This is a genomic window from Pseudomonas saponiphila (assembly GCF_900105185.1).
Classification (GTDB): domain Bacteria; phylum Pseudomonadota; class Gammaproteobacteria; order Pseudomonadales; family Pseudomonadaceae; genus Aquipseudomonas; species Aquipseudomonas saponiphila.
On the sequence record NZ_FNTJ01000002.1, the window covers coordinates 2,150,027 to 2,162,890 of the forward strand.

At 51.0% G+C, this 12,864-nt stretch carries 15 protein-coding genes and 2 pseudogenes; 11 read left to right on the top strand and 6 right to left on the bottom strand.

Annotated features, from left to right (window positions below; translation table 11 throughout):
- Positions 1 to 65 precede the first annotated feature (65 nt).
- The 5 genes from BLV47_RS35870 to BLV47_RS35880 all read left to right on the top strand — a co-directional run bounded on the left by BLV47_RS35870 (position 66) and on the right by BLV47_RS35880 (position 2,861).
- Positions 66 to 533: a hypothetical protein gene (locus BLV47_RS35870; RefSeq protein ID WP_143038328.1), complete on the top strand. Its 468-nt coding sequence runs from the start codon at positions 66 to 68 to the stop codon at positions 531 to 533.
- Between the two features lie 433 nt (positions 534 to 966).
- Positions 967 to 1,416 carry a hypothetical protein gene (locus BLV47_RS31745; RefSeq protein WP_092320470.1) on the top strand — a complete coding sequence of 150 codons (450 nt, stop codon included), beginning with the start codon at positions 967 to 969 and terminating at the stop codon, positions 1,414 to 1,416.
- Positions 1,417 to 1,550: 134 nt separating this feature from the next.
- Positions 1,551 to 1,889 (top strand): hypothetical protein, encoded by a 339-nt coding sequence (locus tag BLV47_RS31750; RefSeq protein ID WP_208605322.1) that lies wholly within the window; start codon positions 1,551 to 1,553, stop codon positions 1,887 to 1,889.
- Between the two features lie 11 nt (positions 1,890 to 1,900).
- Entirely contained in the window at positions 1,901 to 2,314 is a 414-nt protein-coding gene (locus BLV47_RS35875) for a hypothetical protein (protein WP_143038329.1), read from the top strand.
- A 349-nt stretch (positions 2,315 to 2,663) separates the two neighbouring features.
- Complete coding sequence (locus BLV47_RS35880; RefSeq protein WP_143038330.1) at positions 2,664 to 2,861, top strand: hypothetical protein; 198 nt, start codon at positions 2,664 to 2,666, stop codon at positions 2,859 to 2,861.
- Positions 2,862 to 3,074: 213 nt separating this feature from the next.
- On the opposite strand, the pseudogene BLV47_RS31755 reads toward BLV47_RS35880, so the two are convergent.
- A pseudogene (locus BLV47_RS31755) lies at positions 3,075 to 4,237 on the bottom strand (IS3 family transposase).
- Positions 4,238 to 4,383: 146 nt separating this feature from the next.
- Here BLV47_RS31755 and BLV47_RS31760 point away from each other — a divergent pair.
- The 4 genes from BLV47_RS31760 to BLV47_RS31775 all read left to right on the top strand — a co-directional run bounded on the left by BLV47_RS31760 (position 4,384) and on the right by BLV47_RS31775 (position 7,379).
- Entirely contained in the window at positions 4,384 to 5,091 is a 708-nt protein-coding gene (locus tag BLV47_RS31760) for a hypothetical protein (RefSeq protein ID WP_092320471.1), read from the top strand.
- 2 nt (positions 5,092 to 5,093) lie between these two features.
- Positions 5,094 to 5,696, top strand: a complete 603-nt coding sequence (locus tag BLV47_RS31765; RefSeq protein WP_092320472.1) for a hypothetical protein — start codon at positions 5,094 to 5,096, stop codon at positions 5,694 to 5,696.
- A 740-nt stretch (positions 5,697 to 6,436) separates the two neighbouring features.
- Positions 6,437 to 6,682 carry a hypothetical protein gene (locus tag BLV47_RS35885; protein WP_143038331.1) on the top strand — a complete coding sequence of 82 codons (246 nt, stop codon included), beginning with the start codon at positions 6,437 to 6,439 and terminating at the stop codon, positions 6,680 to 6,682.
- A 445-nt stretch (positions 6,683 to 7,127) separates the two neighbouring features.
- Positions 7,128 to 7,379, top strand: coding sequence for a hypothetical protein (locus BLV47_RS31775; protein WP_092320474.1), 252 nt, complete (start codon positions 7,128 to 7,130; stop codon positions 7,377 to 7,379).
- A gap of 186 nt (positions 7,380 to 7,565) precedes the next feature.
- Here BLV47_RS31775 and BLV47_RS31780 read toward each other — a convergent pair whose 3' ends face one another.
- Positions 7,566 to 7,838: a hypothetical protein gene (locus tag BLV47_RS31780; RefSeq protein WP_092320475.1), complete on the bottom strand. Its 273-nt coding sequence runs from the start codon at positions 7,836 to 7,838 to the stop codon at positions 7,566 to 7,568.
- A gap of 449 nt (positions 7,839 to 8,287) precedes the next feature.
- Between BLV47_RS31780 and BLV47_RS31785 the strand changes: the two genes are divergently transcribed.
- On the top strand, positions 8,288 to 8,869 hold the full coding sequence (locus BLV47_RS31785; RefSeq protein ID WP_092320476.1) for a hypothetical protein: 582 nt from the start codon (positions 8,288 to 8,290) through the stop codon (positions 8,867 to 8,869).
- Positions 8,870 to 9,011: 142 nt separating this feature from the next.
- Here BLV47_RS31785 and BLV47_RS31790 read toward each other — a convergent pair whose 3' ends face one another.
- Positions 9,012 to 9,959 carry an AraC family transcriptional regulator gene (locus BLV47_RS31790; RefSeq protein WP_092320477.1) on the bottom strand — a complete coding sequence of 316 codons (948 nt, stop codon included), beginning with the start codon at positions 9,957 to 9,959 and terminating at the stop codon, positions 9,012 to 9,014.
- A gap of 118 nt (positions 9,960 to 10,077) precedes the next feature.
- Entirely contained in the window at positions 10,078 to 10,821 is a 744-nt protein-coding gene (locus BLV47_RS31795; RefSeq protein ID WP_092320478.1) for a DUF899 domain-containing protein, read from the bottom strand.
- 194 nt (positions 10,822 to 11,015) lie between these two features.
- On the opposite strand from BLV47_RS31795, the pseudogene BLV47_RS31800 reads away from it, so the two are divergent.
- A pseudogene (locus tag BLV47_RS31800) lies at positions 11,016 to 11,132 on the top strand (transcriptional regulator); the annotation flags it as partial.
- Positions 11,133 to 11,176: 44 nt separating this feature from the next.
- On the opposite strand, the gene BLV47_RS31805 reads toward BLV47_RS31800, so the two are convergent.
- A complete protein-coding gene (locus BLV47_RS31805; RefSeq protein WP_092320479.1) occupies positions 11,177 to 12,052 on the bottom strand; it encodes a DUF6279 family lipoprotein in 876 nt (291 codons plus the stop codon).
- A 71-nt stretch (positions 12,053 to 12,123) separates the two neighbouring features.
- Entirely contained in the window at positions 12,124 to 12,843 is a 720-nt protein-coding gene (locus BLV47_RS31810) for a TorF family putative porin (protein WP_092320480.1), read from the bottom strand.
- Between the last annotated feature and the right edge of the window lie 21 nt (positions 12,844 to 12,864).

Here is a 12,864-nt window from a genome sequence, read left to right on the forward strand (position 1 = left end):
TAAAAGACGTTACATGCTGGATACAATAGGAGATGTCCGTAGCCTAAATAGAGATGAGGAGTGTGATGGCTGTTTGGCACTTTAAATTTGCTTTGGTTCCTAATGAGGGAATAGTGAGAGTTTTTGGGGGGAGGGTGGAGAAACTACCTGAGTACGGTGGCAGTGGGCAGGGAGATGATTTTCCTAATTATTGGTTAGAAAAAAATGGTCCTGAGTTGTTGTTGGATGGGATTTCCCACCTGCTTTCAGAAATTAAGTCGTGGTCTGACGATGCAAGAGTTTTTGGTTATAAAGATGGTGATCGAATAGAGGTGTGGGAAGATGATGTTTTATGTTATCTGGACTTGAGGGCACTGTCTTTGTCCCTGCTTGAAGATATTTTATGTCTGGCAGCTTCCTCAGACTGTAGCTTGGTGCTGTTTGGTAGTGGTGAGATTGTTGAGCCAACACTATCGTTGGTTGTAGAAAAGATAAAAGAATCTAGAGCTTTTGCTTTTTGTGTTGATCCTGCAGGTTTTTTGCGTAACTTTTGAATTTAGTGTCTGTGGTTTGGTTGGGGTTTTCAGCTTCAGTGTTGAAAATTTCTGCGTGTCAGGTGGGGTTAAATATGGGGCGATGTTTGATTTGCAGAATGCAATTTTCGATAGGATGGTTGGGGTGACCTAAATGGCTAACGCTTCTGAGGCGCGCGTACTGATAGTTCGTTCGGTTGTAAGCGTGCAATGTCATGGGTTTGCAGGGTTTAAATAAGTTGATGATGTGGTTTGTGGTGCAGTATATAAAAACAATAAAGGCGATGGTGCTATTTTTGTTAAAAGGTAGGGGTGATAGTAGGTGGGGGTAAATTGATTTCTGAAGTTGGCGAGGTGGTTGTTGCTGGTTTGCGTAACATTAATGGAGTTGATTTTCAGAAAGCGGCCAAAAATCAAGGTTGAGAAAACTTTCCATTTTAAGTGAGAAGGGGATATGGGTGTTGAGCTTAAAGCCGAGGTGGGGGTCCTGCGGTTTATTGTGAGAGGTACAGAGGCTAAGAGTTGTTTTTTTGATTTTGACGTTGTCTGTGATTGGAATAAGAAGTTTTCAGGTTGTCTGCCGGATAGACTTTTTTGCAGTTTGAACTTTGACGATATAAAAAGACTCGTGGAGTATTTTCATAGGCATAAACTGTCAGTGCTCACTGATAAGGTTGATGGGGCGTTTGTTTTTATGCCGTTGGAAAATGATTTTCAAATAAGGTTTATGGGGGGAGAAGCTGATAGCCTGGAGGAGGGGTATTTTCGGATCGGATTTTTATTTAATTTTGGAGGGAAGGATGAAGATTCTTCAAATGTGTATTTTGGATTTGAAGCTAGTATTGAGTTTTCAGCAGTAGATGATTTTTGTAGCTCTTTGATGGGGTTGGTTCCTGATAAGTAGAGTGGTAGGTGCGGAGTGTTTTACTAAACACTAGCGGAGTTACTACAACGCCGCGTACCGGCGGTACTCAGCTGGATGGAGTGCAGAGGGATGGTGTCTATGTGACTCCGGAGCACAAGCTGAATCCGGGGGGGATGTATAGTGAAGATGGAGCTGCAAAAGGTTTAAGCGGACAGGATTTTGAAAAATATCTTTATAAAGAACTGGGTGGAAAACCAAGCTTTTCGACGAAAGGACGAGAGTTTGACGGGGCTTATGGAGCGAATAACTCTATATGGTACGAGGCTAAATCTGGCCGATACTGGGAGGATCATGCTCAAGCCGGATCTAAAGGTTTTGATAAGTTTAAGTCAGATGTCGGCGCGCATGCTCGAATAGCTAAAGATAATTGCGCTTCTTTTGAGGTCAATTCCAATACACCGATTTCTCAGCATGCCAAGGAGTGGCTGAGTTCAAAAGGGATATTTTTTTAAGGAGTATTAATATGGGTAGCCAAGCATCTGTAGATGTAAGTCTGTCTCGGCTTTGTAGTCCAAAAGATATAGTGATGGCACTACTTGATTCTGGGTGGAGTTTTGATTTTGAAGGGGATGTTCTATTTTTGTTGTCATCAGATATTGACTCTTATGATTGGCAGAAAGAGTATGCTGAGCATTTCAACTTAAAGGAATTTCTCGACTCTCATTCGCCATTCGGGAGGATTGGTATTGCTATGGTTTTTGATGGTAGGTTTGGAGGGGAGTTCTTAATTAGTCGGGATTGTATATCGTTGTCTATTTCAATAAATAGAATTTGTGTTTTTGGTACTGTGCCGGATTTTACTGAGTATGTTTTTAGACTTAAGGAAGTTGTGAGTGACTTTGGTTTTTCTGATATTAGATGTGAATATGTTTCTTGACTGATATTTGGTGTGAAGAAACTGAAGTTGATGATACTGTGCTGGCTGGAAGAGGGGGGCTTCTGAAAATAAGAGTAACTATCTTGTCGCGAACTGAGTGTCGAAGAGCACGAGAGAAAAAACGCGACTTTCAAGCCGCGATTTTTGCTTGCTGAAGTACCTGCTCCTGTATTCACCTTGTTGTAAAATCCATCAAATCATACCCGCCGCGCAGCAGAATTCTGCACACCAGTGACATTTCCTGTGGCACTACTTTAACTTTTGGCGCTTTATTAGATTTTGTATAGAAAATGCCGCGTTGAATGAAGTATCTCGTCAAAAACTAATAGGCTATTTTTAATAGCGAAAAATGAATATTTCAATATTTGAAGTCTCGATCAGAAAAGAAATTAATATAAGAGAGATTTCGGTTGCGCTTACGTGTTTTTTTGGATTTTCGGATTTGAATGCTCTAAGTGTCGATGCTTCTTGGGAATTGTCAGAAGTTATGCAGGAAAATCTATCGGAATCAGGCTGGAATATAATGATGTGGGTTTTAGGAGTTTGACTATATTTTATTGCTGCTTTGAAGTTGTTAGCGAGGTTTTGGCTGGGTTTGCGAAATATCTTGCTTAGAACTTTTGAGCTGAGGTTACTGTAGGTGACTACCTTCATAAAGCTGATGTGGTTAATGATAGGTTTATAATTTTTCAAGCTGGCGGGAGTAGAAAGTTTGGCTTTGAGAAAGGCGATAGTGATGGATTTGATGTTGATGTAGTGGTCAACTAATCCCGGATACTGCGTTAAGTCTTTCCTCGGCCACTGCGGGCGCTAGCCCGCTGTTGAATTGATGTGGCCTTTGCCAGTTGTACCTCTGCATCAAAAAACGACCGATATCCTGCTGCGCCAGAGATGCACTCATGTAGCCCACGGTCGGTATCCATTCCGTTTTCAGGCTGCGAAACAACCGTTCCATCGGTGCGTTGTCGTAGCAGTTTCCGCGCCGGCTCATGCTTTGCGTGAAGCGATAACGCCACAGTCGCTGACGAAAGATTCGGCTGCCGTATTGGCTTCCTTGGTCGCTGTGAAACAGCACGTTCTGGGGGCGGCCACGCTGCTCATACGCCATCTCCAAAGCCTTGATCACCAAGTCGGCATCGGGTTTCGATGAAAACGCCCAGCCCACCACGCGGCGGGCAAACAGATCAATCACAGCCGCCACATAGTGCCAGCGACCTTGAACCCAGACATACGTGATGTCACCGCACCAGACCTCATTCGGCGACGTCACTGTAAACTCACGATCCAGCACGTTCGGGATATCTGGCCGCTCCACCGTCGCCTTTTTGTAGGCATCTGAGCCGGGCTGCTTACTGACCAGTTTCATCTCGTTCATCAGTTTGCGCACCTTGAATCGCCCAATCTCTATGCCGTCCTCGCGCATCATGAACATGATGCGCCGGCTGCCCGCTGCACTGCGGCTTTGGGAGAACAACTCGCTCACGCGGCTGCGCAAAACCAGTCGCTCAATGTTCGGAGATCGACGCTTGCGGCAGTGCGCGTATTAGCAAGATCGGGTGACTTCAAAGACCGAGCACAACAGATCAACAGGTTCTTCAGAACGAAGTTGATCAATTAACGCGAACGCTCGTGTTACTCGGCCATCAAGAACGCGGTGGCCTTTTTTAGGATCGATTTCTCTCGTTCCAGCCGATTGATCCGGGCTTCCAACTCCTGGATTTTTTGCTGCTCGGGCGTCAACGCTTTGCTTTGCGGAGTCACGCCATTGCGCTCTTGCTGAAGCTGGTTAACCCAGCGACGCAGCGCAGAATCGACTACCCCGAGTGAACGGCAGGCTTCGATGTGGCTATAGCCTTGATCAAGCACAAGGCCTGCGGCCTCGCGTTTGAACTCAGCGGAAAATGAACGATGCTGCTTGGTCATCAGACACCCCTATCTGGCGAGCATTCTCGCCTAAATGGGTGTCCGGTTTCATTAGACCACTACACTCTGCTAACTCGATGATTAAGGCTGTAAGCCAAGGTGCCTCTTTAACAAAGGATCAAATACAGAACTAACTCAAGGTTACGATGACAGTCTGGGAAATTGTCACCCACATGTCGTTCCCAGTTCATCTACTTGATGACGAAAACCGAAAGCTGGTTAATCCGGTTGTTATTACATCAGGATGGAACCCCGCCAGCGAGGGCTACGCTGAGGGTGGCGGAGTTATTACAACGCCGCATACCGGCGGTACTCAGCTGGATGGAGTGCAGAAGGATGGTGCCTATGTGACTCCGGAGCACAAGCTGAATCCGGGGGTGATGTATAGTGAAGAAGGAACTGCAAAAGGGCCAAACCTTGCTGAGATTGATAAGGTATCTGCTCAAGCTAGGCAGGATTTGTTAGATGAAATCAATAAGTTTCCATCAAAATCGAAAGCCGGTGAGTATGCCACCATGATTGGTGCGTATGATCCGCTAACAGGTAAAACCGCAATCGGTGGTAGCAATATGAAGATTAGTGCTGATATGTTGCACGTAGACACTGTGAAGTATATTGAAGATAAGCTGGGTGTAAAAACTGGTGAGTTTACGAGCTTTTGTAAGAATAAAGTTGGTGCATGCGCTGAGATATCAGCTGCGGACTCACTGGTCAGGCAAGGGGTTGATCCTTCAAGAATAAGGTTTACTGAGGCTCTTCGCCCAAGAGAGGTATGGCGAAAAGAGACTCTTACTGATAAGGCTGTTGTTGAAACTTGTAAAAATTGTGGTGCGAGCTGGCCAAAAGGTAGTTAGCTATGATTGATCTGAGTGAAAGCTGGAAACCAGAGTTTGGTACTATAGTGACTTGGTTTGCGATGGATAAATATGGGCGGATCGCTGTTATGGTGAATAACTGCTTCGGAGATTTACCAAGAGTTCTATTGGCTGTCGATGGTGTAGGTGAGGTTTTATATAAATTGTCAGAGTTTGTTTGGGAGGAGTCTGAAGGGGACTTGGAGTATCCAGATGATAAGAGAGGATGGTTTGAGGTTGATTTGTTTTCTGCGTGGCGATATAAAAAGTATCCGTCTTTAAGTAAGATAATTGAGGAATTTGAACAGGATTGGCATGAAATGGGTCACTATTCGGAGGCCAATCTATCTATTAATAAAGGTCTTTTTGTTTACCATGGTGTCGAGGGGGATAATCCTGGAGTTGACTATCCAGTTGGTTATGTTGGAACAACTGAAATGGGGGACTATTTTAGGAATTTGGTACCTACTGTTATGGGCGGAATTGTTGACTTTCCAGAGGGCTTGCGTTGCGGGATTGTTGTGTCTGATAGTGTGGATTTTATGAGTGATAGAGTTCTTAAGAGTGGTGATATTAGTAGGCTTTTCACTAGGATGTATCGATAGGGAATCTTTTACTTTTTTGTTTGCTATGAGGGTTTCTATTGGAGTGGCTACAGGTTGATGGTTAAAAAAGAGGCGGTTTTGGGATTTTATCTGGATAGTAGTTCAGTCATTTAATGTTTACTTTTAGGTGGTGCTGATTGGCGGCTGAAGGAGCATATAGGTACGATTGGCAGTTATAAGCCTCAAACTTTTATAGGTGCTATGGATACTCAGGTAGGGCGTATGGTTACAGCCTCTAGTGTCTCTGTGCCAAAAAAGAATGCTCCTGAATTAATAAAGCACTCTGAAAGATTGGCGGGCTTGTGAGTTAAGCGGGATGTGAAAATAAACTGGAGCGTTACGCAGGGTTTTGAGTAGCTAATTTGTTGCTCTTAAACAATTCAAAGATAAAATTTACTTTTGTTATTCGTCCAAGAACAGGTAGGGTTTTTAAATGTTGTGAAAGTTGTAAGAATATGTTTGGTGGCGAATAATGGAAATGGATGAAGGTTTTTTAGAAATTAATGATCTAGATTGGTTTGCGTCTTGTAAAAATTGAATGCTTGCTCATTTTGCAACTTCAGGTCGAGGATAAAAGTTGCTCTCAAGGGTGTAACTAATTTTGAGGTGGAATGAAAATTATTAAACTGATGCCTGACTATCAGTGTTTTCCATTGTGGAGTTTGTCGCCAGACTCTATTGGGAATGTTGATCCCGAGGAGTTGCCAATTTCACAAGAGCTCAAAACTGATCTAATGTGATTGGCACTTAAGTATGATGATACCTTAGATGAGGAATATCCTCCTGGCTCTGGATTTTCTAGCGAGGAGGATGAGGCGGAGTTTAATAAAGAAGGAAAATATCTGTTTGAACGGCTAAAGGCAGAGTTGAAAGGCTATGTTGTGGTTTTGAGGTGGTTGAAGATGTGCGGAATAAGTGCGCGAGACTTAGGTGTGGTAGTGCGTTTTGGTTGTAGTGGTCACTCTATCGTCAAAGAGAGTAATTAAGCCTTTGGTCGATCGATATCGCCATCAATGTGTTTAGTCCTGAAATAGGTTTACACCTGTTTTGGCCGCAAAGCGCTCGATTATGTTCGACCTGTGGAGGAGCTTCCGTCTTCAGGGATTGTTTATAATTCTCAAGGTGAAAAATTACTCAGGGTACTCATGCTAAAATCAGAAATAAAGAAGGGCGCCCGGTTGGCTCCGTTGTAAATGATGTTCAGGTTGCGCGGCCTGCAGATATTTTGATTCAGGATGATAGTAGATGGGTAATCAAGGGGCTAAAAGATCGTATTCATATTATTGAGCCTGATGGTGAGGTTGTAACGTCATTGAATAATCCTAAAGCAGATACAAGAGATAGGATTCGACGGGGGCAGAGGCCGCCGGCCTCGCAAGATGAACTTGATAAGTTTGAGTCGATTTTTCTAATTGTGCGAGTTGGTAATGTATGGAGCTTTTAAGCAAAGAGTGCATTGCAAGTGTCACGCTGTATGATCTTCGCGTCTCCGAGGGCGAGTTAATGGTTTTTGCAGATAGCATAGCGATGGTAATGAAGAATTTTAGTGACTCTGATATTGAGAAAAGTACAGTCTGCGAGTCCAGAGAGGAGCTTTCTTACTATCTTGATGAACTTAAAGAGTTACTCAAAGGCATGGTTCGGCAAGAGTACTTGCCAGAAAGATTTAAGGATGATTTGTAAGTTTTGGGGAACAATTGCAGCGAGACCAATTGCAATAGTAGTGGTGACGAAGTCATCGGGCGCGTAGGAGGCGACCAAACGTTGCTTCGGTCGCCGACGCTGGCAAGGTCAAGGGCAAGGAATTCGACATCAGCGTCACTTTGTACCAAGACTAAAGGGGCGGCTCTAATACCGCCCCTTTTTTTCTTATGCTGCTAGCTGGCCTTGCATCCGTCGCCCTGCCACATCCATCAAATCACACCCATCGCGCAGCAAAATGCTGCACACCAGCGACAGTTCCTGAAGCACCACTGTGCCTTTGGGCGCGTCATCAGAAATCGCGAAGTTCTCCAGCAGTTGAGTCACAGCGCGAATGCGGTACGCCGCTGCATCGTGCAGGACGTCAATGGGGGCTTGGGTATCGATCAGCAGTGAGGGAATGTTGCAGTCGTGGCCGGTAATCGGCATGTATCTGTTCATGTGTAGACCTCTGTTTGACTGGCTGAATGCCTTCACCCGTTGTCGCCAAACAAGAGGGTGACAGCTGTACGCAGGTTGGCGAACCGACTACAGAGGTAAAGTCGGCAGATCCTGAGATCTCCCGCGCACAGCCGTCATAGAACTGCGTGTGCGGACGCAAAATACCTGCAAGCTGGATTTTTTGCATTCCCTCTGTAAATCAGGTCGCCAAACCCGGTCGTCCTTTCAACGACCCCTCGACTATATCCAGCGCTCCCCCTGTCCTTAAAGGCCCATTCCTACTGGATCGTCTGCTTCTGCCGTAAGGCAATTCCTAATTTACCGAGAGGATGTTTTCGAGCCGCTCCGCCGCGATTTTCCTGGCTTACAATGCCGCCGCCCATCGTCATGCCACCGGTGCTTTTCAGGTGGCGGTGCGTTGTTGAAAACCCTCTCAAGGAAGATCCGTCATGCGTCTTTTGTCTCTGCTGTTCACCCTCGCTTTGCTCGCCGGTTGTGCTTCAACCCCGGACTATTACATCTCGCCCAAACCGGTGCAGATTCCCGCCACCGCCACTTACTGGATCGATACCTTCAACCTGCAACTGGTTGGTGAGAGCGAGCGCTTTCTGCCCGAGGACAAGTTGCGTCAGCAACTGGGCATGGAGTTGATCCGGCAATTGGGCAATGCCAATCGCTACGCCGCCAGCAAGGACAGCGCCGACTACCTGTTGGATGTGAATGCGGTGTACAAGCGTCGGCTCAGTGATTCCAAGGGCGGGCTGGTGTCGATGGTCGTCGATGACAATACGATCCTGGCCAGTGTCGATTTTGGTTACAAGGTCCAGGTCAAGCGCGACGGCTCCGAGGTGTTGCATTTCGCCCAGGAGCGCAATGGTTTGCAACCTGCTGGGGCCATGGGCCAGTTGCGCAATATGAAGACCATGCTGGGGGTGATTACCAACAGCGGTAATTCGGATGTGGAGAATTTCTACATTCGTTCTCTGCCGAAGTTCATCGTTCGTGATATCACGGCCATTCCTTCGCGCTGAGTAGGTGTGTGGCGGGATGGTAGGAGCGAGCTTGCTTGCGATGAGCCCGAGGGGCGCTGCGTTCTTTCAGTTGCGGCGCGTTATCGTTGGCGTTCTTCGCGAGCAAGCTCGCTCCTACATGGGGATTAACGTGCTTTTTGGGTTATAGCTTTTTCACCGGAATACAAATCTCACACTCCAGCTCCCCGGTCTTGATGTCGTAGAAGGCATTCGCCGGATAGCGTTCGAACGCCGGGCGCGGGTCGAACTGCATGCCGCTCTTGGGCAGCCAGTCGCGGCACAGTTCGATCCAGGCATTGCCGATGTCCGGGCCAAGGCCGCGGTAGGCCGCTACGGCGTACAGGCCGCCGGGCAGGGTGGTGATCACGGCGGGAGGGCTGGCCTTGAAGTCTTCCGGCACTTCGACGCAGGCGTCGTAGCGGCATTTGTCAGCCGGGGTGAGGTCCGGGTCGTCGTGGCCGATGCCGTAGCGCACACGGTTGAACAGTTGGTGTTGGAGCATCCATGGCATGGCGGTTTCGCGCCAGAAAACCCCAATGCCCGGGCCGTAGGCGCCGAAGTAGCGCAGGTAGGCCACGCGGGTGGCGGGCAGTTGCTGCAGGGTGACGTTCATCGCTGTTTCCTTCAGGTGAATGAAGGCGTCAGGATCGTCGAAGGCGGGAATGTGGGTCTGATCAGGATTGCTCAATTCACGCAGGCGGCGTTCGCGGATGTCGTCGAGACGGCGGTGCCAGCGTTTGGGTTCGGTGTCGCGCCAGGTGCTGGGGGAGACCGAGAAGTGTTGCTTGAAGGCTCGGGAAAAGGCTTCGCCGGAGCCGAAGCCGACTTCCAGGGCGATTTCCAGGATCGAGGCTTCGGGGCGGCTGGCCATGAGGTAGGCGCCGCAGGCCAGGCGCCGGCGACGCAGGTAGGCGCCCAGGGGCTCGCCGACCCAGGCGCTGAACAGGCGGTGGAAGTGGTAGGGCGAGAAATGCGCCACCCGCGCCAGGTCGGTCAGCTCCAGGGGCTGATCCAGGTGTTGGTCGATGTACTCCAGCACCCGGTTCATGCGCAGGGTGTATTCGTGGAGGCTGTGGTAGGCGGCGCTCATGTCTTCAGATTAGTTGGCTGTGAGGGTCGTCGTAGTCTGCCGCAGATTTGTGCCATTTGTGCGTGCGATTCGCCGGCAAGCCGGCTCCTACGGGAGGTTTCTGCCGGCGAACAGGCTGTCAGTTGTCACAGCAGCAACTGCTGCCCTTGCTCCGGGGTGTTTCCTGGTAACGGTCGTGGTGTCGAACCCAGTCCATGATCTGTTCTTCGTTGCGTCCCTTGGGCGTCAGGTCGAGGAAGTTGTAAGTCCCCAGCAGCAGGTCCAGCCCACGGGCATAGGTGGAATAGGTGTGGAAAATTTCACCGTGTGGGTTGCGATAGAACACGCTCAGGCCGGGTAGCTCACGCTCATCGCCACTGACCTGTTGGTAGTTGTAGCTGGCAGTTCCCTGAGCCAGTTGCTCGTCGCTGAGGCTGACGCCAAAGTCTTGGTTGAAGTCGTCGCCGGCGCTGGAGTACCAGTCGAAATGCCAGCCCATGCGTTGGCGAAAGGCTTGGAATTCGGCGTAGGGCGCGTGGGACACCGCCACCAGCGCCACATCGTGGTGGGCCAGATGCAGGTTGGCGCCATCGAAGTGGTCCGCGAGGAACGAGCAGCCCTTGCAGCCCTCTTCCCAGCCGGTGCCGAACATGAAGTGGTAGACCAGCAATTGGCTGTGGTCGCCAAACAGGTCCGCCAGGCTCAGCGGGCCATTGGCGCCATGAAACCGATAGGGCTTGTCGATTTTTACCCACGGCAGCGCCCGGCGTTCGGCGCTGAGCTGGTCGCGCCGGCGGGTAAAGGCCTTTTCGTGGATCAGGTGCTGTTTGCGGGCTTGCAGCCATTGTTCCCGGGAGACCACGGGATGTTCGGTAACGGGCATGACATTTCTCCTCTGGCAGTGGGCGAAGCGTCTTACACACGCTAGTCGTTTGACTCCGGGGCAGATCGACAAACCGCCCAGCGGTTTTTCGCTCGGGGGACGCAGGCTTGGGGGGATTTCCTGAGCGGCCGAAAGGCCTGTCGGTCACAACCCATGAACGGCATTTCATTCTTGTGTCCGGAGGTTGAATCAAGATGAGCGCTTACCACTGGGATCTGATCGAACGGCTGCTGTACGAAGTGCAGAACGGCGTCGGCCATAGTTTCACTCCCCGTCCTTATGCCGAGCAGCATGCGGCGGGCCCTGGCGCCGGAAACCTTCGACGAGCTGGCCTCCAAGGCTCGGATCGCCTAGCTCAGGGCGGGGCCTGGCGGGCGTTCTGCAGGCATTTGAGTTCCGCGAAATCCTGGCGCACGCCGTCGATCTTCTTCAGCAGGCGCTGGCGCTGCTCAAGGCTGCTGGTGGCCATCAGGTCCACCAGCAGGTGGCGGGCGGCCTGTTCGGTGCGGGCGTAGGCCTGGCGGTAGTCCTCTGTCCATAGCTGCTCGCGGTTCACCAGCAGTTGCTCGATACGTTGTGGGAAATCGCTGTTTTGCCGTTGCGCCACGGCGGCGCTGAATTGTGCCTGCCAGTGGATGCGGTTGGCGACCCACTGCTGGTTCTGCTCACCCAGGGACGCCGACCATTGCTCGATGCGTCGTTGCTGGCTGGGACTCAAGGGGCCGATCCAGGATTTCAGGCGTTTGCTCATGCGCTGACTGCGCTGTTCGACCTGCTGCGCCAGGGATGGCTTGAGGTATTGCTCGCGATGTTCCTGCTGGTCCTTGGCCAAGGCGTTGTTCATCTCGGCGACTTGTCCGTCGTCCAGGCCCTGGAGCAGCTCCACCGCGGAGGGCACGATCTGCCGCGCGGTTTCAGCGATGGCCTGCTTGGCTTCCCGGGTTCGCTGTTGCAGAGCCTCGTCGCTGACCTGATCGCTCTGCACCATGCTTTGCAGGCGATCGAGCCAGTCCAGGTAGCCTGGCAGTTGGGTGGTGCAATGCCAGCTCAGGTGCAGCTGCAGACGCTGGTTGAACCAGCTCTTCTGCTCGCGGTTCATGTCCAGGTAGTCGTTGAGGGTCCAGGGGATGATCACATCCAGGTTGCGATAAGCCAGGCCGACCCGACTGCAGGCGCCGAGCAGCAGGCTGCAGATCAGCAGTGGGATGAGCAGGTGCCGGCGGCGGGCCATGGGCGTGTCCTTGCGCGTGCGGGTTGCTGTATCTGAACCCGCCGGGCCGCTGACAGTTCAGATGCCTGTGCCTAGTAGAACGTCCGTTCGGCCTTGAAGGTGAGCAGGCCGTCGCACTGCGGGTTGTGCCCGGCGTAGGCACTGCAGTTGCTACCGCGCAGGCTTGAATCACTGTAGATCAGCTTCAGATCGATCCCCCGCCAGGGCCGCGAGAATTTGATCGACCAGTCATTGAAGCCTGCCACTTCATTGCCGTTGGCCACGGCGACAGCGTTGGTCAGTTGGTAAGCGGTGTATTTGACGCTGATGCCTATGTCGAACGGCGAGTTGCCGCTCAGGTCGGCAAACAGGGTGCTGTTGCGCATGGTCGGGTCGTTGCTGAAGGCGGCGCCAAAGCGGCTGCCCAGCAGGCTCAAGCCGCCGTAGAACTCCTGACTGTCCTGGGTGCGCCGTTGCGGGTAGTTGTAGTGGATGATCCCCAGTTCGTAGCCCAGGGTCTGGTCGAAGGGGCGCTTGAAGCCCAGGTAGGCATCCACCTCAAGCGGGCTGGCGGGGTTCAGGCCCATGCTGGGGGACCATTGGCCGAAGTACCAGCCGCTGTCGTGGCTCAGGTCGAGGCCACCGTGCAGGGAGTCGCTGGAGGCGGGCTTGACCAGGCCCTGGGCCATGCTGCGGCTGGGGCTGGTGCCCAGCTTGAGGTCGAAGTCGCCCAGATCTCGCTGGATTATCTGTCCCAGGGCGATGGGGCAGGTCAGTAGCAGGCTGAGGGCCAGTGTGGCGGGTTTGCGCATGCAGCACTCCTTGAACGGCGG